The organism is Bacillus sp. V59.32b (assembly GCF_003429085.1).
Taxonomy (GTDB): Bacteria; Bacillota; Bacilli; order Bacillales; family DSM-1321; genus Peribacillus.
This window is the reverse complement of sequence record NZ_QVTC01000088.1, coordinates 1-19,206: the sequence shown is the minus strand read 5'-3', so window position 1 is coordinate 19,206 and position 19,206 is coordinate 1. Positions and strand designations below refer to the sequence as shown.

At 38.7% G+C, this 19,206-nt stretch carries 21 protein-coding genes and 1 pseudogene; 11 read left to right on the top strand and 11 right to left on the bottom strand.

Annotated features, from left to right (window positions below):
* Positions 1–82: 82 nt before the first annotated feature.
* Positions 83–323, top strand: a pseudogene (locus D0463_RS19990) (hypothetical protein); the annotation flags it as partial.
* Positions 324–637: 314 nt separating this feature from the next.
* On the opposite strand, the gene D0463_RS17165 reads toward D0463_RS19990, so the two are convergent.
* A complete protein-coding gene (locus tag D0463_RS17165) occupies positions 638–1,093 on the bottom strand; it encodes a YfmQ family protein (RefSeq protein WP_117308596.1) in 456 nt (151 codons plus the stop codon).
* 428 nt (positions 1,094–1,521) lie between these two features.
* On the opposite strand from D0463_RS17165, the gene D0463_RS17160 reads away from it, so the two are divergent.
* Positions 1,522–1,797 carry an ArsR/SmtB family transcription factor gene (locus tag D0463_RS17160; protein WP_117308598.1) on the top strand — a complete coding sequence of 92 codons (276 nt, stop codon included), beginning with the start codon at positions 1,522–1,524 and terminating at the stop codon, positions 1,795–1,797.
* A gap of 396 nt (positions 1,798–2,193) precedes the next feature.
* Positions 2,194–2,577 carry a VOC family protein gene (locus D0463_RS17155; RefSeq protein WP_117308595.1) on the top strand — a complete coding sequence of 128 codons (384 nt, stop codon included), beginning with the start codon at positions 2,194–2,196 and terminating at the stop codon, positions 2,575–2,577.
* Positions 2,578–3,354: 777 nt separating this feature from the next.
* On the opposite strand, the gene D0463_RS17145 is transcribed toward D0463_RS17155, so the two are convergent.
* The gene (locus D0463_RS17145; RefSeq protein WP_117308593.1) at positions 3,355–3,525 is read right to left on the bottom strand and encodes a hypothetical protein; all 171 of its coding nucleotides are present in this window, start codon (positions 3,523–3,525) and stop codon (positions 3,355–3,357) included.
* 315 nt (positions 3,526–3,840) lie between these two features.
* Between D0463_RS17145 and D0463_RS17140 the strand changes: the two genes are divergently transcribed.
* Positions 3,841–4,014 carry a DUF3934 domain-containing protein gene (locus D0463_RS17140; RefSeq protein WP_117308592.1) on the top strand — a complete coding sequence of 58 codons (174 nt, stop codon included), beginning with the start codon at positions 3,841–3,843 and terminating at the stop codon, positions 4,012–4,014.
* Between the two features lie 186 nt (positions 4,015–4,200).
* On the top strand, positions 4,201–4,557 hold the full coding sequence (locus D0463_RS17135) for a nucleotide excision repair endonuclease (RefSeq protein WP_117308591.1): 357 nt from the start codon (positions 4,201–4,203) through the stop codon (positions 4,555–4,557).
* Between the two features lie 35 nt (positions 4,558–4,592).
* On the opposite strand, the gene D0463_RS17130 is transcribed toward D0463_RS17135, so the two are convergent.
* A complete protein-coding gene (locus tag D0463_RS17130; protein WP_117308590.1) occupies positions 4,593–5,366 on the bottom strand; it encodes an STAS domain-containing protein in 774 nt (257 codons plus the stop codon).
* A gap of 200 nt (positions 5,367–5,566) precedes the next feature.
* Between D0463_RS17130 and D0463_RS17125 the strand changes: the two genes are divergently transcribed.
* Positions 5,567–6,502, top strand: a complete 936-nt coding sequence (locus D0463_RS17125) for a class I SAM-dependent methyltransferase (protein WP_254052843.1) — start codon at positions 5,567–5,569, stop codon at positions 6,500–6,502.
* Between the two features lie 144 nt (positions 6,503–6,646).
* On the opposite strand, the gene D0463_RS17120 is transcribed toward D0463_RS17125, so the two are convergent.
* Positions 6,647–7,531, bottom strand: coding sequence for a helix-turn-helix domain-containing protein (locus D0463_RS17120; protein WP_117308589.1), 885 nt, complete (start codon positions 7,529–7,531; stop codon positions 6,647–6,649).
* A 237-nt stretch (positions 7,532–7,768) separates the two neighbouring features.
* On the opposite strand from D0463_RS17120, the gene D0463_RS17115 reads away from it, so the two are divergent.
* Entirely contained in the window at positions 7,769–8,032 is a 264-nt protein-coding gene (locus D0463_RS17115) for a hypothetical protein (RefSeq protein ID WP_117308588.1), read from the top strand.
* A 481-nt stretch (positions 8,033–8,513) separates the two neighbouring features.
* Here the strand turns inward: D0463_RS17115 and D0463_RS17110 are convergent, their stop codons facing one another.
* A complete protein-coding gene (locus D0463_RS17110; RefSeq protein ID WP_117308587.1) occupies positions 8,514–9,776 on the bottom strand; it encodes a glycoside hydrolase family 18 protein in 1,263 nt (420 codons plus the stop codon).
* Positions 9,777–10,013: 237 nt separating this feature from the next.
* Between D0463_RS17110 and D0463_RS17105 the strand changes: the two genes are divergently transcribed.
* Positions 10,014–11,270 (top strand): YeeE/YedE family protein, encoded by a 1,257-nt coding sequence (locus tag D0463_RS17105; RefSeq protein ID WP_117308586.1) that lies wholly within the window; start codon positions 10,014–10,016, stop codon positions 11,268–11,270.
* A 160-nt stretch (positions 11,271–11,430) separates the two neighbouring features.
* Here the strand turns inward: D0463_RS17105 and D0463_RS17100 are convergent, their stop codons facing one another.
* From D0463_RS17100 to D0463_RS17080, 5 genes are all read right to left on the bottom strand, one after another.
* Positions 11,431–12,039 carry a DedA family protein gene (locus D0463_RS17100; protein WP_117308585.1) on the bottom strand — a complete coding sequence of 203 codons (609 nt, stop codon included), beginning with the start codon at positions 12,037–12,039 and terminating at the stop codon, positions 11,431–11,433.
* A gap of 146 nt (positions 12,040–12,185) precedes the next feature.
* The gene (locus D0463_RS17095; RefSeq protein ID WP_117308584.1) at positions 12,186–12,530 is read right to left on the bottom strand and encodes an ArsR/SmtB family transcription factor; all 345 of its coding nucleotides are present in this window, start codon (positions 12,528–12,530) and stop codon (positions 12,186–12,188) included.
* Between the two features lie 2 nt (positions 12,531–12,532).
* Positions 12,533–12,961, bottom strand: coding sequence for an SRPBCC family protein (locus D0463_RS17090; protein ID WP_117308583.1), 429 nt, complete (start codon positions 12,959–12,961; stop codon positions 12,533–12,535).
* A 158-nt stretch (positions 12,962–13,119) separates the two neighbouring features.
* Entirely contained in the window at positions 13,120–13,374 is a 255-nt protein-coding gene (locus tag D0463_RS17085) for an alpha/beta-type small acid-soluble spore protein (protein ID WP_117308582.1), read from the bottom strand.
* 163 nt (positions 13,375–13,537) lie between these two features.
* Complete coding sequence (locus D0463_RS17080; protein ID WP_117308581.1) at positions 13,538–14,362, bottom strand: MBL fold metallo-hydrolase; 825 nt, start codon at positions 14,360–14,362, stop codon at positions 13,538–13,540.
* A 246-nt stretch (positions 14,363–14,608) separates the two neighbouring features.
* On the opposite strand from D0463_RS17080, the gene D0463_RS17075 reads away from it, so the two are divergent.
* The 3 genes from D0463_RS17075 to D0463_RS17065 are packed head-to-tail and all read left to right on the top strand — an operon-like array spanning position 14,609 to position 18,478.
* On the top strand, positions 14,609–16,147 hold the full coding sequence (locus D0463_RS17075; RefSeq protein WP_117308580.1) for a spore germination protein: 1,539 nt from the start codon (positions 14,609–14,611) through the stop codon (positions 16,145–16,147).
* Complete coding sequence (locus tag D0463_RS17070) at positions 16,140–17,324, top strand: Ger(x)C family spore germination protein (RefSeq protein ID WP_160118468.1); 1,185 nt, start codon at positions 16,140–16,142, stop codon at positions 17,322–17,324. Before D0463_RS17075 ends, D0463_RS17070 begins: the two co-directional genes overlap by 8 nt.
* A 50-nt stretch (positions 17,325–17,374) precedes the next feature.
* Complete coding sequence (locus tag D0463_RS17065) at positions 17,375–18,478, top strand: GerAB/ArcD/ProY family transporter (protein WP_117308578.1); 1,104 nt, start codon at positions 17,375–17,377, stop codon at positions 18,476–18,478.
* A gap of 348 nt (positions 18,479–18,826) precedes the next feature.
* On the opposite strand, the gene yhfH is transcribed toward D0463_RS17065, so the two are convergent.
* Complete coding sequence (gene yhfH, locus D0463_RS17055) at positions 18,827–18,964, bottom strand: protein YhfH (RefSeq protein ID WP_117308576.1); 138 nt, start codon at positions 18,962–18,964, stop codon at positions 18,827–18,829.
* Between the last annotated feature and the right edge of the window lie 242 nt (positions 18,965–19,206).

The following is a 19,206-nucleotide window of genomic DNA, read 5'->3' as shown; positions in this document are numbered from 1 at the left end:
AAGGGTTAAGGAGGCGTGAGCCTTAGAGGGAGAAGAGATTGAGGGGAAAAGGGGGAGGAAGGGTATTATTTTTCAAGGACACCTAACTTGTAACGGTAGAAGTCCATGTAAGGATCTAGCGATTGGCTTTTCTGATTTAGATAAACAGAAATATGAATTATTGATAAAAACAACTAAAAAACGATTGATGCATGAATTCGCATGGGCGAGAAGATATTGTAGAAAAGAATAAAAAGAACTTAAGCCGGTATACAAGTATTTTAAACACTATTGAGGGCGGACACATTATATCTATGGAATCTATACGTTCCTCTAATAATTAACTTAGATGAAAATCCGACATAGGTTCTTTACTAGTGTTCTCCCAACCGACAATTTTTAATTTCCATCTTTCACCTCTATAAAACAAGTAATCCCCTTGGTTTAAGAACCGGGGATTTTGTTTTATATCATTTATTGGAGTTCTCTAAATAATTTATACTTATGACTTTACTAGTACATTTCTCAACAAGCTTATCTTAAGTTATTATATACTGAGACAATAATTTAGATTTAGTCATTTTAATCTATATTTACATTACAAACAATGACCGACTTATGGAAACATAGGTTATTAAATTGTATATCAAGCCTCTTCTTATATTACATTTTTACTAACTACCTTTGTTGATACAGTAAATTTTTGTAGATAATCAGAACTAAGACTATAAGAAACAACTTTCTTCTTGCACTGTTTGACTACATCAACATGGTCATCGTAACTATAAACAAAGAAATTTAGATTTTTTTTGCTTCTCTTTACGTTGATGACAAATGGAGAGACATTCGTCTCTGGATGTAGAAATAAATTTTCATTGCCTGGAAATATATAATATTTTTTTAAAAATGTAGCTTCATTAAAATAGTCAGTAAATCTAATTTTTTCTTCCTCTTCTAAGTGCTTTCCGTTAAATGTTACAGTAACATCTTTTGAATTAAGTTTTGGATGAAGTGCAAATTTACTTAAAACCCATCCCACAACTACACTTGGAGGACTTAATACCATTTTAATAATAATGCCAATCACTATCGAAATAGCAACAGTCCATGTCATATCATATCAACTCCTTAAGTAATAATATCTGGTTACTATTTACCTGTAGGTCATCATTTTAAGCATTATTATTTAGATTAAAATTATCACAAAATATAATAAGGTAATTTTTAATATAACGAACCATCCAATTCTCAAGAATTTTAACCAACCACTTAGTTTGCAGAAACTCCTTAAATCCTGCCTCAGGTCGAGAATTTCACCTGCCCCAAAGATACTAATTTATTATAATGAAAAATCAATCTTTTGTTAAGAAATAATACTAGACTCCAACAAGATTGATAAAATATAAACAAAAGAACGGCATCTCTGCCTTCGGTCTAAGGTTACTTCTTGAGCTGATGAAGTAAACTTAGGTTGTTGGAGAAAAAGATTGCATGCATACGGTTCACTTGACATGCAACCGCACAGTTGCTTATACTTGGTGTATGTGGGACAAAGACGCTATATTCAAAGCACTCGGCGACTCGACTCGGCGGCTAATATTAGACGAACTATCCGAACGTAACGAGCAGACGTTGTATGAACTTACGGTACGTCTCATTACGAAGCACGACCTTACCATTTCGCGACAGGCGATTGCTAAACATCTTTCTGCATTGGAAGATGCAGGGCTCGTAAAATCAAAACGAAAGGGAAAATATCGAGTACTTATGTTCAACAACGAACCGCTTAAAAACTTGCTGAAAGGATGGATAGAGTAGTTTTATAAAAAACAAGCAACAAAATATCCCGCAGACGGCACAGTTTGGGTAAGGGAACAAAAAGTGGACGAAGTCACGGAGGGTGTTTTGAATGGCATAGCGGGCACGCGCAGATTCACAATATAACATTTATCTTCGCGTTTCTCGGCCTGATTATCGTCCAATTCGTCTTCGCACGGCGCTTTACATCGATCAAGCAACGCGGGTTTGCGATCTACTGCGCATTAACCGGATTGGCAACCCCCGTGCTTTTTGTTCTTGCGCAAATCATACCCTCCCTGACGGGATATGTTCTTTTCGGAACAGGACTTCTGACGAATGTGTGGGTTGTTTTGCTTGCAGCCAGATTGTTAGCAGAGCACCATACGTCGAAAATATCAAAGGAGGCAAAACAGTATGAAAATCATTGTTACCAGTATATTCGTTCAAGATCAAGACAAGGCACTGGAGTTCTATTCAGAAACGTTGGGATTTGTAAAAAAAGAGGACGTTCCCGTTGGAGAATTTAGGTGGATAACGCTTGTTTCTACCGATGATCAAGACGGTACCGAGCTTTTACTGGAACCGAATGACCATCCTGCTGCCAAAGAGTATCAAAAGAAGATATTTGCCGAGGGCATCCCAGCAACGATGTTTGGCGTTAAAGATATTCGCAAAGAGTACAAACGATTAATGGAAAATGGCGTGAAGTTTACTATGGAGCCGACAGAAATGGGCGAAGTCACAATAGCTGTCTTCGACGATACGTGCGGTAACCTTATTCAGATAGTGCAGAAGTAACTTTATGACGAAATAGAAGTAATTAGTATATGAGGAATGCAATAGGAGGTAGTCCAATGGATAGCACAATAAAAACACATTTTCAGAACCTAAGAGATGAAGATAAGGACGTACAATAGGAAGCACTTATGAAATTGTTTGATATTACGAAAATAAAACCTAGTTTCTAAACGACTTTATTGCTATGTTTTAAGTTCGGTGGAGTGTCTTTTATCAAAAATTAAAGAACTTTATGTTAATCCTGTCCTAATTTTAGGACGGGGTTATACATATTAAGGTTTAAAAATAAATAACATTTTCTAAAAAATTTGTTCAAAGAAATTAAAGAGTTATGACATATGAATTTAAGTTGTAACATATCGATTAAAGATGTTATATATGAATAAAGTATTGATATATGTCTTAGGGAAAAACAATCAAATTTGTTGTGTTGTAAAACAACCCAGAAATATAAATAAAAACTGACCAGTTTTACTATTGAATAATTAAGTTTGTTATATTTAAGTATAATTTTTCCAGATGAATAGGTAAACCAAAGGTTTTTCGTATTTTTCCAGGTTATCCGCAATCTTTTTTTTCTCAAAAACATTCGAGTTAATAACATTCACCCCTATATCATTTTTACCATCGTAAGTTCCTCTCGAATCGCGTGCCTCAATGTCAAAACGATTAATAATATCTTCACGCTTTGAAAATAAAGTATATCTGCCACACATTCATGTCATTTCTGAGATTAGATGGGATTAAGAGCCTTTAAAGTCTCTCTTTTTATCGCGATTAACTCCCTCCAGGACCAAAATTGTCGTTCATTGGGCCTGGTTGGCTATCCCCTTGTTTGTTGTGGGGATCAATGCTAGTTAAATGTGTATTGTTGTTTTTCTTTCGTTTCCTATCCATTAAAAAAGCAAATAATACAATAGCGGCAATAACTGCAAGAAACCACATCATCTTAGCACCTCCTTAATGTCGGAAAATTAAGATATTAGTTTCTATTGTAAAATTTTTTTAATAAAGAGCAATTGATTCCACGAAATGGAAGGATGGTTGCATAAATATAACAAAAAACCCTCCTTATAAGTAGCGTTCGAAAGATTTATCTATCATACTGAGAGAGTTGAAGAAGATAATGGAGTGTAAACAATATCTGACTTATGATGTTGCATATGATTCCATCATGCTTGGTTAATAACCAAGCAAAATGGATAAAACTAACCAACAAAGGTAGCTCAGGCGCAGAAATAAGAATGAACGGAGTGATTATATATGAGTAAAGCTAAGGGCAAAGGCGGAACAGGAAGAGGAACAGACAAAAAGGGCTGGAATCGTTGGCAAGCTAGTGCTAACAGGAAAAAAAGCGCCAAACCTTATGTAAGCAAGGGTGTTAAAAAATCGGGTGCTAATACCACGAGCAATAGTAAAGGTGATCGAACCGAATAGCGTCTGCTGAAACATACAGTGGGTTAATGAACAAGCTGGTGCTTTTAAATGATTACAATCCGGAAGCAACCTTTATATTAAATAGCAATTTTGGATAAAATAATTGAATCAACCATTAGGTTTAGATATATTTCCCATGAGAACTGTGATAATATGGACCTTTACTTACATAAGGATGTGAACATTTTGATAAAAATTGAAATTCCTACTCCGGACGTTTCCATTACGAAGCAGGATAACCCACAATTAAGCAATATCTATGGATTCACCGATTTCCATTTGATCCCAAGGGATAAAGGCGGGATCTATATGTTCTATAACATTAATGACGAGTTATTATTCGTTGGCAAGGCGAGAAAGCTGAGGCCAAGAATAAAGAAGCATTTTGAAGATACTGTTTCACCGATCAAAGAGCATAGGGATGAAGTATACACCATTGATGTTTGTTATGTTGAAGAACCGACGGACAGAGAAATTTATGAAACCTATATCATTAATAAGCTTCACGCTAAGTACAATATCGATAAAGCTTTTTTTAGGTAAGTCCATCATAAATCATAGCTTAAGGAAGCCGACATTTATATCGACTTCCTTTTTGTTTGCTCGTTTATAATGTATTGCAAACCAGTATGAGCACTTGCGAAAGTAGGGATATTGCTTTCTAAAGCCATAATGGACATCGCAAGTTTAGGAGAAATGCCTACAATGATACATTGGGTGCCAATTAGTTTTAAGGTATCAATTAACGTTTGGATATGGCTTCCGATAACATTGTCATATTCAACAATTCCGCTAAGGTCAATTAAGGCAAACTCAATATGTTGAGAAGAACTTTCCGTGACCACATTTGTGATCAGTCTGTTGGCGCGATCTATATCAAACTCTCCAATGAGCGGCACGGCGATGGTTTTCTCCCAAATCTTTATAATCGGCACAGATAACGTGTTTATTAGCTTATCTTTTCTCTTCTCTTCCTCATCCTTCGTTGTGACATCCATCAGCATGACAACGTATCCATCAATTTCCTCGTTCTCATTCTTTATCGGGGTAATAACAATGTCGGTGACAAATCGATTAAGGATGTTAATGCGCGCTTTATGATGGCCCGTAAGCTCATCCATTATTTTTTTCTGGTGTGAAGGGTCCTTGTGGAATTTCCCCATATTAACGCCAATCATTTGTTTTACGTCAGAGAAACCATATAAAGGTGCAACCACTGAAAATAATTGAACAGCGTGTGAATTCATCCAGGATATACTATAGTTTTTATCGGCGATAATGATGTTTTCCCCAATACTGTCTAAAGCATGTAAAAGGGAAACATTATCTGGTACTTTGCCCATGTCATTCATAAAGTTCACCTTATTCTTTTAGATGTTTTTTTAATCATAACATACCCACTTTCATTTCTACTCATAACCGCTTTATAATCGGTTTAGTTCCTCTTGTGAATTTAATATAAGACATATCTATTTTTAGGATGACATTTCTAAATATTGGATATAAAATAAATACATCGTGATTTTCCCTGAAAAAACAAGAGGAGGAAAACATGCTGACATTATCTGACTTTCAAAATATAATCGAACAGCAATTTCTTCATAATCGTAATAAGAGTCTTTTTTATACGTTAGCTGATGGAAGACTGGTATTGAGCCCTTCCGAGGAAAGTACAGAGTTAGTAAAACATAAAGCCAGGGAAATAGGAAAATTTATTCAATCAGCGAAGGTAAATGGTACATATATAGAATTACTAAAGGATATTTCCGAAAAAAACATCAAATTATTTATGGAAGTAAATCAGTATTTAGATTTCAATCACGAAGATCATCGGAAGCTTCAAAAAATCTATGGGGATCTATTTGAACGGGTTTACATAATGGGCAATAGAGGAGAAATATCTGATCGAGATATTGATCATTTGTTTCGTTCCCATTATAAAAATTTACAGACCTTCTTATTGGATTCAAATGGTACGGAAATATTTAAAAAATATCGAGAAAATCCTGATTTGTTCGCAGTAAAATGCGCTGAATATTCACCTGAATTTCAAATGAAATTATTAAATATTGATGTGGCTCCAATTAAACAGCCTGTTTTAGATATTGGGTGCGGTCCTCAAGCAAGTCTCGTTCATTTTTTAAGAGAAAATGGTATTGAAGCATATGGCGTGGATAGAAATGTGGATACGATGGATTATTTATATAAGATGAGTTGGCTTGAATATTCTTTCACATCAAATAAATGGGGGACGGTCATTTCCCATATGGCTTTTTCCAATCATTTTATGCATCATCATATAAGAGCCGATGGGAATTTTGAAATCTATGCCATGAAATATATGGAGATAGTAAAATCCTTGAAGGTTGGCGGAAGCTTTATTTATGCGCCAAGTCTTACTTTTATGGAAGAGGCATTAATGTCAGCAAGCAACTCGTATGATGTAGAAATAAGGGAACATTCCACTAAAGTAACACGGCTAAAATAAAGGGAAGAGACAGCTCCTTGCTCTCCTTCCTCATTATCCGGTTAGTGAAAAGAGGACGGTCGGGGGCAATTACCTTCTAAAGACTTGGGGTACATTTCATGAAAAGAAGCTTTCATTTATAAAAAAACAGCCATATTGAAATTTTCATTCCTCTAATTCCTGAATTTTTTCTTCGACTATTTCTACGAATGCCAGCCTTTCTCCAACCTGAAACAAATGTTTAGCGTTTAGATAATGCTTTATAGCAGAATCTTTTTGATTCAATTTTTGATAATTTTGAGCGATTTCATAATTCAGTTCGCCTAATACATATAATATTTCTTCCTGGATGCACAGGTTTATGCCCTTCTTACAAAAATTGATAGATTCTCTATAAGACCCGGTCTTGAATAGAGATTTAGCAATCCCATAATAGAGACGGATCTCCACCTTTTTATCGATTACTTCAGGTAAGTGTTTTAAATAGTGCAAAGCTTTATGATACGTTTCAATGGATTCCATATAGTTCTTTGCTTCATTATAAATGATGGCTTTGCTATTTAAGATTTCAATATCCTGGAGAGATATAGGTGTTTTCTTTTCATCCTTTCCAATGTTGAAAGCAGCATCCAACAAATTTAATGAAACTTCGAAATTATTTCGAATATAAAATTCAATGACTCCTTTATGCCAGACAATATATTGGAGATTATTAGATGTTTTAAAGGCAATATTTTGTTCCTCTGCCTTTATGATTCGGTCTACCTCTTCATAATTTCTATCCCTTATTGCTTTCCTAATCTGATATTTAACTTCTTTTACATAATCGACTCTTGGAATATAGGCTTGATTATATAAAAAATTAACATCTATCCCAAGTTTGGCGGATATTTCATAGAGAGTTGTGCAAAGCGGAATGACCTCTCCCTTTTCTATTCTACTAATTTGAGCTTGAGTGCCAATGCCATCGGCCAACTCACTTTGTGTCAATTGAGCCTGTTTACGTAAATATTTGATGGTTTTTCCAATGATTCGGGCTTTATCTGGCATAAAAGATACCCCTTTTTAAAATATAACTTTAATTATATTTTACCTTTAATACCTGGGATTTCCATAAAAATAATTGCCTATCATTATAAAAATCGTCTCTCTTGAAATTTTCCCAACTCTTTAGGGACGATAGGCTTATTCCTAAATAGTGGACAAGTGATAAAGTTATTGTAAGTAGTTGGGTTAAATACTCCGTCTTTTCGTTCACCAAGTCTGAACAAGCGGAGGGTCAAACAGATGAGACCACTATTTAATTTTAAGTCTACTATGTCCATTGTTGTTAAATCCGCGAAAAAGAAATTAACTGGTTCGAAAGCGAGTAAGCCTGCGGGGAAGAAAGATATGAACAATACGCATTTGCTTAGCCAAAGTGTTCTGAACTTTGCAAAAGCAACGTTTGTGATTGTCTTGACAGTTGTTTTTATTGTACTTGCCTGTGCTGGCAAGGTTGATACGGAATTCTTTACCACGTTGGTGGGCTCTTTCTCGCCATTTTTGTAAAAAGGCCTTTAATTAGCCTTAAACTATTAGGTGAGTAGCTTGTTTGAAATATGCTTGATTTTAGGTTTGGTAGAAACCGGGATCAAATCCTTCGACCCAACGAACGAAAAGATGATGGGTATTGCATATGAAAACAGCGAAACTTAATAGGGAATAAGCATAGAAAAAGGAAGCGCCCCGCCAGGCACTTCCTTTTTCTATGCGGAAAATGGTTCTCGTTCGAATAATTGGTTTTTTAGCCAGTGCAAAACTAAAAATCAATTTGCCCGGCTCCCCAGATCAAAGTTTGATGTATGTTGTGAACATCAATCTTGGATGTGAGAACAGCTAAGTTGGGTTATAACAGGATGAGTACTTCCACTTTTAATTTTATTAGTCTACGTTAATTATTATAGCACCGGCAGCAGGATTGTAAACCAATTAATTGCCAATTTCTTAGAATGTAGAGAGATTGTAACATTTTGTTCGGTATACTAAGTATTTAAACCTTTCTAATCTGAAAAAATTTACTCAATAGCCAAACACCAGGTGCAAAACCGAGTGAAATTTGCCAGGCGCCAATTCCTCCCAGGCTAAATTCACGTACCAATTGCATTTTTCTGCTCATACTGCGGACATCTTCAAACCAAACTTCATGAGTGCGTCCTTGGTTATCTACATATCGGAAAAAAGGTGCTTCATATTCTGTTGAGTATTGGATAGGCACTTGGTACCTCATGGCTGTTTCTATCGCGGCTTGATTGGATACCCCAGGTGCAATGGTCCCCGGAGTATATGGAAGCAGCCAGTCATATCCGTATAGAGGAACTCCTAGAATAATCTTAGTTCTTGGGATTCTGCTTAAGGCAAAACGAATGGTGCTTCTGACTTCTTTAATTGGTGCAACAGGTCCTGGTTCGCTTCCGCCGTGATGCCAGTCGTAAGCCATGATGAACATCAGATCAACCACTGAGCCAATCCCGCCATAATCATATCCTCTTAACCACGGTACTTCTTCATTTGTTTTGGCTGGCACCGAAACGGTTACAAGATAACCGGAAGGCTGTAGCCGGTCTCTTAGCTGGCGCAAAAATCCGGAAAAAAGATCCCGGTCCTCAGTCCTGACTTGTTCAATGTCAATATTTACACCTGCATATCCTTTTCTGGAAACCACGTTAAAAATATTCGTAACGAGGTTGGATCTGGCAGTAGGATTATTCAGCATTTGATGGGCAATCTCTGCACTGAAACCCTCTGTGGTTAGATTTGTCACAGTCATTAACGGCTGCAGCCTTCGCTGCCATGCGGTCTGAATGGCTGGCAGATCGTTTAGGTCATTAACAAGGGCACCAGTGCTAGAAAAGTGGTATTCAAAGATAGACAGGTATGTATGGTATGGTGCAAAATCATTTATCAAAGCTTGATCCAGTTCAGGAGTACGCAGCGTATAAAAGCCTAATGTACTGGCGATGTAATCGGAAATATCCGGAATCGTGATCTTCATTCCCGGCTGTATGGCGTTCGGGTTCACGGAAGGGTTCGCTCTTCTTAGTCTATCTAGAGGGACATAAGCCATATTTGCAATTCGATAAAAACTGTCTCCGGGCTGAACGGTGTATGTGAAAGTCGGGATTAAAAGAGATTGACCCGGAACTATATTTGTTTCGTCCAATCCGTTTACAAGCCTTATCCGATCAACGGGCACGTCATACTTGGAGCTTATCTCATATAAAGTATCACCTTGTCGGACCGTATATACAAACATGTATGTTCCTCCTCATTTTTGTATAATTATTTTTAAGGTGGTTTCTGAAAAGTGATAGATAGCCATTTATATATATATGATAAGAATTCATGTAACCAAACCATATAATTAAAATTGAAAAGTGTGTATAGCCCGGCAATGAGCAAGATCGTTTACTTTCTGATTGAATAGGTTTATTCTATATTACTATGTTCACATATAAATCCGACTACTTATATAAGAAAAGGAGTGTATAAATTGGCGCAAACTACATTAGATACGCCTGCACACTGGAATAGGAAATCAACAACCGTTGTCACAAAGCTTAGTCCGGTGCAAAAACCATTAGTATCAGTTGGAATTCTTGCCGCTATTATACTTTTTATTGCCATTGTTAGTTTGACGAACTTGACGCAGGGTGTACTGTTTATAATCGGACTGGCCCTAGGCGCTACTTTACTTCATGCCCGTTTTGGATTTACCTCAGCCTTTCGCCGGCTCGTGTCAGTAGGGAATGTTCAGGGGCTTCAAGCACACATGCTTATGCTGGCAATAGCGACTACATTATTTGCCCTTATATTGAGTACGGGCTTTAGCTTTACGGGGGTTACACCCGCTGGTTATGTTTCACCTGTAGGGGTAAGTGTTATATTTGGTGCGTTTATCTTTGGAATAGGAATGCAACTCGGAAATGGCTGTGCTTCAGGGACATTGTATTCAGTAGGGGGCGGCTCGTCTTCCATGATTCTGACGCTGCTTGCCTTTATCGCAGGTTCGGTGCTTGGAGCAAAACACTTCACATTCTGGATGGAAGATACGCCCTCACTTCCTCCAATTTCACTGGCTGAATCAACAGGCCTCGGTTTCTTTGGAGCTTGGCTGGTTCAAATGATGCTTTTTGGGGTTATTTATTGGATTACCATTCAGATCGCGAAAAAGAAAAATCCTCCCATGATGAAACCACTCCCGACCACGAGTGGTTGGAAAAAAGTCATTCGTGGCTCCTGGCCATTGTTTACAGCGGCCATTGTTTTAGCTGTATTTAATGCCTTAACCTTAACAATCAGGGGGAATCCATGGGGGATAACATCCGCTTTCGCTCTTTGGGGAGGAAAGGCCCTTATGGCAATGGGCGTCGATGTCTCAACCTGGGGCTATTTTTCCGGAGCAAACGGGGCGGCCCTTACCCAAACGGTTTTGGCTGACTCCACAAGCGTGATGAATTTTGGAATTATCTTAGGTGCGTTTATATCTGCCGCATTCCAAGGAACATTTAAACCTAAGAAAATTAAGCCGGGAGTTGCGGGTGCTTCCATTATCGGCGGAATCTTAATGGGATACGGAGCCCGCCTTGCATTTGGCTGTAACATCGGGGCTTACTTTGGTGGGATAGCATCGTTCAGCCTTCACGGTTGGGTTTGGATGGTCATGGCGATGCTTGGGACGTTCCTGGCCTTATTTATTCGTCCGCTGTTCGGCTTGAAAAATCCAAAGCCGACCGACTCTATTTGTTAAACGATGAGCTTCAAATGAAAACCCCCTTTGGCAATTAAGCCAAAGGGGTATGTTCATTTTCAAGTAGAATTCTATCGTTAATCAAACGTTTGATTAAATAGATTTCTGGGGGAAAAGAAGCCGGGCTAGCAGCATAGCATTCGCTGCTAGCCAAAAATGCTTAAGTTCTTCTTTTTTTACGGATAAATAGAATGACGAAAACGACTATCCCTACTGCAATTAAGGCATAGGCAATATTTGAGTAAATCTCCATGAAACTAAGGATATCTTCCCAAGATTCGCCTAACGCGGCCCCGACGGAGACAAGAATAATGTTCCAAATAACCGTCCCGGCTGTTGTAAAAAGAAGAAAGAGTCCGAATTTCATATTAGACATACCCGCAGGAATGGAGATCAGGCTTCTGATCAATGGAATCATCCGGCAGAAAAAGACCGTCCAGTAGCCATATTTATCAAACCAGGCATCTGCCCTGTGGATGTCCGCTTTTGTAACCCGGAGGATATGTCCCCAGCGGTCGACGATTTTTTCGAGCCTCTCTACATCCAGGAGAAGGCCGATGCCGTATAAAACAACTGCTCCGACCACTGAACCGACAGTTGCTGCTGCAACAACACCAGGTACGGTTAAATCCGTTTTAGTAGTCATGTATCCTCCGAATGAAAGAATCACCTCAGAAGGGATAGGGGGAAATACATTTTCTAATGCAATCATTAGGAAAATGCCCAAGTATCCAAACTGTTCCATGAATTCTGTAATCCAATTTTGCATGTGTAACCTCCGATAATTATACTGTCCTACTTTATAGTTATAAGTATAACAAACCAGGACGTCAAACATATGGAATTATAAGTTTGTCCTGTACTATCTATATGCAGATAACACCGTTCAATAACTTCGAACGGTGTTACTGGTAACTATTTTATATCCGGGTCATTTCCGTTCTGGTCTTCAACGATATACTTCAGCATAGAAAGCTTATTTTCCCAGAATTTTTCGTAATAAGATAGCCAGTGCTTTACTTCTGTTAATGGCTCAGGCTGCAGTCGATAACGTTTTTCCCTTCCTACCTTCCGCCCGCTTACCAGATCGGCTTGTGAAAGGATATGCAGATGTTTTGCAACGGCTGTCCGGCTGATCGGGAAATGGCTGCTTATCTCTGAAATCGGCAATTCTCTTTCGGCAAGTAATTTAAGTACTTTCCGGCGTGTAGGGTCAGCGATAGCTTGAAATACATCATGCTTTTGTGCTGAAGAAGACACTCCTATTCAACAACCTTTCCAAGGCTTTCGATAATCTTGGTCCAGCCATGATCCATCCGGTCACGAATGACGGAGCTTTTCTCTCCGGCTTTCCCGATGATATCGTCAGGGCTTTTCCACCCGCCATGGATAAGGGTGAACTCGGTCTTGTCGTCTACTTCTTTTAAAATGAAGGAAACGAACCAACCGTCTTGATCCCAGGTAAAAGAAAGTTTATTTGGGGGATCCAGTTCGGTAACTTTACAGGGAGATGGGCCGAATGGGGATTGCAAATGGAATTCATATCCCAATTCCGGCTGAAAGTCATTAGGCATGAACCATTTGGCAATGCTTTCCGACGTAGATACTGTCTCCCATACTTTTTCAATCGGTGCGTCAAAAACAACGGTTTGTTTAATATCTTCCAGGGAATTTCGATTGTTGTCAGTCATAATAAATCTCCTTTTCGTGAAAAAATGTAAAACCTTTTAGTTTCACTTTGAATTATATAAAACCATTTGGTTTCATGTCAACCATATTAATTCATATGTAAAAAACACCTCCACTACCCATAGGGATAGGGAGGCTGTCTGAATATACGGTCCATGGTTTACGGTTTTTTGTTTAAATTTTCCTGGGCCATCTTGACGAGTTCACGCACCATACCGCCGCCTAATCTGCCGCCGACTTTGCCGGCCTGACGGGGAGTAAGCTGTCCGTTATAGCCCTTGTTTAGGGGAACACCAACTTCTTCGGCTGCTTCAAATTTAGCATCTTCGGGAGCCTTTGTATTAGCTACTTTCGCTTTTAATTCATCCAATTTTCCTCTTGCCTCCGGGACAAGGATTTTATTTCTTCTCGTCATTTTATATCCCTCCTTATATTCTAGATTTCCTGATAGGGTGAGAAATTATTATAGGGTGATAACTAGGTGAGGCATTGACTAACGGTGTCTAGCGGATGATGGCTGTATTAAATTAAATATGAATCATAAGGTCCGCTCACCAGAGTTGACCTTGTGTTATTAGTTAGGTGACAAACAGAGTTCCTTGCAAAGCTTCAATATATCTCTTGGCTGAATTTTGTACAGCTAGATTGGCTTTTTCTTTCACAACCCGGTGAAAAGCATTATAAAGACGGTCAAACTGTAAATCGCTCACTCTATGTGCCATTTCTTCCACTTGTGATGCAGGGAGTGGAATCAGATTGGGGTAACTGTACATGAAGCTGACCCATTGCCGGTCAGCGACAACTTGAATAATATCCCCAGTCATCAAGACTCCTTTACCATTCTGCCCTGAACGCCAGTGTAAGACTGCTCCACCCTTAAAGTGCCCTCCTAGGCGATAAAGAGTAAGTTCTTGATTTAATTGGAGCGAGTTGCCTGACCAAAAAATAATCCTGTCACTTGGTCTCATCACCCATTCTTTATCATCCTCATGGATATAGATGGGGACATCGAAGGCATCGGCCCATTCAATCTGTGCGGAGTAATAATGTGGATGGGATAAAGCTATGGCTTGGATACCGCCCAATTCATTTAACTGGTTGACAGTATTTTCATCAAGATAAGTCAGGCTGTCCCACAACAAATTAAATCCGTGGTCCTGGATAAGATAAGCGGTTTGCCCAATCGCAAAATCGGGTGCCGTTTTGATGCTGTATAATCCTGTTTCCTCACATGTAATCATGTTTTTATAAGTACCGCCCTCTTTCAGTCTCTCCATAGTAATCCATGACTGTCCTTCAGGATGGATATACTGCCTTTCTTCATCGCAAATCCAGCACTTTTCAGGCACCACTGCTGAAGCATCATATTGGACTCCACAAGTCGTACAAATAAAGTGATTCATGATTTCCCCAACTCCCCTTTTTTGTGTCTATGTTCATTTTAAAGAAAAGATAAGGGGTTCCTCCTCGGCAGCAGGTAGTATTTTATCTCATACTTTTGAATGAGAACCTTTAAATGGTTTTCCAATAAATTTATATGAGAGATGGAAAAATAGCGGGTCTTAAAGAAGAAAATGGTATAGATTCACCCGAAAAGCTAAAACTACACACATACTTTATTTTGAGTACCAGAGGTGTGGGTCCCCGTCATGAGAAAGTTTAGAAAAAGTCCCCCTAAATCTATTACATCCGAAGCTACAAAACCTCTTGCTGACTCGTCCAATCAATTACAAAACAACCTTAAAGCGATAAAAGAAAATATAGGAAACAGCCCGGATTTAATCATTAGAGAAATAAAAAAGTTCGAGAGCCCGGACACTGTGTTCGCTGTCGTACATATAGATGGATTGTCAGATAAGAAGGTTATCCATTCGAATATTATTCAGCCTTTAACCTATTTATCAAAAGATATCGAAATTCCGGATGCGGATATTGGTTCTTATAATCAATTGGAAACTTTATTGTCCGTATCCAGCTTGATGAAAACCGACCAGTTGGATGATACCACCGCTTACCTTTTGAATGGCGATACCGTGATTGTGACTCAAGGGAGTTCGTCATTCTTGATTGCCACTACAGGAGAAACGGCAAGCCGGAGCATCGAAGAACCGACTTCCCAGACGGTTATTCGCGGCCCGAAAGACAGCTTTACGGAAAATATACGAACGAACACATCACTTGTCCGTTCGCGCATTAAAAGCCCGCATCTAAAGATTGGGGGAGTAAAGCTTGGAAAACTGACCCAAACCAATGTGGAGTACATGTATATAAAGGGAATTATCGACCCAGCACTACTGAAGGAATTAGAAGAAAGAATCCAAACAATAGAAGTAGATCAAATCTTAGACTCAAGCTATATTGAGACCTTAATACAGGATCATCGGGAATCTCCTTTTCCAACGTTAATTAGTACAGAGCGGCCTGATGTAGTCGCTGCTAACTTACTGGAGGGGCGATTTGCCGTTTTTGTAGCCGGAACACCATTTGTATTAATTGGACCGTCCATCTTTATCCAGTTTTTCCAATCACCTGAGGACTACTATTATAATCCATATATCAGTACATTTTTAAGAGGGTTACGATTTGTATCATTTTTCTTATCGTTGTACCCTCCGGGCCTGTATATCGCCCTTCTCTCACATCATGCAGGGTTGATTCCATCTTTATTGGTATTCAGTTTAGCGGGGCAAAGAGAAGGGGTGCCTTTTCCGATTATCGTTGAGGTTTTAATTATGGAGATGGCTTTCGAGATTCTCAGGGAAGCGGCAGTGAGAATGCCTCGGGCAGTTGGCAACACGATTTCGATTGTTGGCGCCCTCATCATTGGACAGGCAGCCGTTGAAGCCGGTTTTGTATCGGCTGCTACCGTAATCGTTGTGTCTATAACAGCTATCGCGAGCTTCACGTTGCCGAATTATAATTTATCCAATACAGCCAGAGTATTAAGATTTACACTCATTATTTCCGGCGCGTATATAGGCCTGTATGGCATATTGCTCGCTTCCATTATCATTCTTACTCATCTATGCAGTCTGCGCAGCTTTGGCATGCCTTATATAGCTCCATTGGCTCCGTTTCGTTTAGGGAAACAAAAAGACGCTATCGTCCGCACGTCATTAAGCCCTTCTCCAACGGCAACCGAGAATCAGAGAAGCTCGGTTGGGAATGGCGGTGATCGGGATGATTAGACGATGTGTCATAATGTGCTGCCTGGCCGTCCTATATTTATCAGGATGTGCCAATTATAAAGAATTGAATAAAACAGCCCTCATCATTGGTATGGGGATTGATTATAACAAAGGAAAGAAGCGATATGATGTATCATTTCAAGTCATTAATCCAAATGAAAAATCAAAATCTCCTTCAGCAGGCAGGGCCCTTCCTGTTGTATCCTATCATGCCACGGGAAAAACAATCTCTGAAGCGGCCAGGAAATCGACCCAGCATTTTTCAAGGCAAAATGATTATTCCCATATCATGATTTTAATCATAGATGAAGATCTGGCAAGAAAAGAAAGCTTAAATTATTTCTTAGATGTCTTCGAAAGAGATGCAAAAATCCGGTCGAGCATCCCGGTGGTAATCAGCAAAGGAGCAAAGGCGAGAGAAGTGTTGAATATCCTTCCCAGCATTGAAGATCCGTCCATGTCGATTGCTAGTAAAGTAGAAAACAGTTCAAAACTTCTTGGTGAAAATACCGAAATCAAAATATACGAAGTGATTGAGGCTCTTTCCTCCAAAGGAGCGGAGCCGGCAATAAGCGGTATAGAGATTCATGGCAGCAAGCAGACTGGATTATCAAGAAAGAATTATGAGAAAGTGAATTATACTCATACTTATCTGAATGGTATAGGGATGTTCAGGAAAGGGAAATTAGTCGGTTGGCTGGAGGGACAGGATACGAAGTCATACCAGATCGTTAAAAATAAATTAAAGACGACGAACCTCAGCGTAGCCTGTGATCGTAATAAATATACTTCCATTCGGGTAAAGCAATCCAACAGCAAATCCAAAGTGACAATAAAACAAGGCAGAGTCTCTATAAATATGGATATAAAGGCGACTGGAATGATTGATGAAAGTCTGTGTAATAAAGATATCAGCAGCCAAAGAATCATTCAGGACTTTGAAAAAAAAGCAGCGCAGGAATATAGAAAAATCATCCTGGGCGGGATTAGTAAAGCTAAGATACATCAAAGTGATATATTCGGATTTGGTGAAATGTTACGCAGAAGTGATCCTGATGTATGGAAACAGCATGAAAATGAGTGGGGTGAGATTTTTTCCACGGCGGAAGTTAAAGTGAATGTGAGTTTCAAAATTCAAGGAACGAGCATGAGGACAAAAGCGTACCCTTTTAGTTAGTTCAATTCGCATCCAAATTTGGAAACTTTTCTTAAAGGCAGGTGGAGGTTATGGGGAAAGAGAAAATCAGTTATTTTCAATTCTTTTGTCTGATCGTTCTTTTTGAAATTGGCAGCGCCGTCATGTTCAGTACAGCTGCAAAGGCAAAGCAGGACGCCTGGTATGTCATTTTGATTGCCATGGTTTTAGGAATATTACTATTCTGGATGTATATGCTGATTCGTCTTGCCTTTCCAAAGCTGCCCTTAACTGGTTATGTTCAGTTAGTATTCGGCAAGTTTCTGGGGCGGCTGATCGGGTTTGCCTATGTCATTTATTTTCTGTATATCACAACCAGACTTTTGCGTGACTTTGAAGAGCTATTAATGAACACCGTCTATGAGGAAAATACCATCTTTTCAATCGGGGTTACGATGATAGTGACTCTGATTTATGCTAATTTAAAAGGAATTGAGGTCTTTTCCCGGACAACGGAGCTCGGCTTATTTTTCATTCTTTCTTCCGTGTTGATTATCATTGCTTTGCTTTTTGCAGGCGGCAATATACAGATGGAAAATCTGCAGCCCATGTTGGAGAATGGATGGAAACCCGTGCTGAAAGAAGTCTTCCCTGGAACCTTGACCGTAACATTTGGGGAATTAATCGTATTTGCCATGCTAATGCCACATGTAAGGGATAAGAAGCTAATCAAAACAGGTATTACGGCCGTTTTAGTAAGCGGGCTGTCGCTGGCACTAATTACTGCCATAACTATTTCAGTGATTACCCCGAGTGTGCGGCTTCGAGCCACCTTTCCGATCCTCACAGCAGTCAGCTATATCAATATTGGCTTTATTCAGCGCATAGAAACAATCGTCATTATCATATTAGTTATACTGGTGTTTATAAAACTATCAATTTTCTTTTTTTGCGCCGTAAAAGGAACGGCCGATTTATTTAAGATAAAGGAGCCGAATTCTCTTGTATTTCCGATTGGAGTCATTGTCCTATTATCCTCGATCATGATAGCGCCGAATTATAATATGCACTTACAGGAAGGACTTTCTTATGTACCTTATTATCTCCATATCCCTTTCCAAATCATCATTCCGGTGATTATCTTCATCGTTGTCTTAATAAAAAAGCGAAAAAAAACAAAGCAGGAGGGCAGATGAATGAATTTCAGCTACCGCTTTGTTTTTGTTTATATTGTTTTCTTTCAAGATACACACCCATGAAGCAAAACAGGATAAATAAAACAAAATCTTCCTTTCGATAATTGTAAATCAGCACTTTATAGTAATCGTACATATAAAGCCAAATTCCTTGAACATAATCAAAAATAAACATCAATCCTATATTCGATACAAGCAAAAGCAAGATGATGAAATACCTCAAAATGTGTTTCCGCTCCTTTCTAAAGAATATTTTGCGTAGATATTCTTCTTTTATTAGTAATTGAAAGGAAACAGAATCTTTAACAAAAAAACTGGCCAGTATTTTTGCTGGCCAGTTACCTTGGGCTATTCATCTCTTTTTGATAAGCAGCGGTCACATTCCATTAAATAGGACTCTGCCTGTTCGACGATCGATTCTCCACATTCTGTGCACTGTTTTGGCGGTAAACTCCTAAAGAACTCAATTGGACTAATCATTTGCATTTCGTGTTCCTCCTTTTTATAATACAGTTTTTGTTTTTCTCTTATTGTTATAATACAGTATATACCCTATATTTAAAAATGTATAGGTAAATATCAGAAAATTTTTAAATTTTTTTCTGGTAAATTTTAACTCATTATAGATACTTAGGCTCTTCCCCATAACTGGTGGTTTAATATTGATTCACGTAATATCTCAGTTAATTTTGCAACAAAGTTGATTGGCGAGGATATGCGAGACTCCT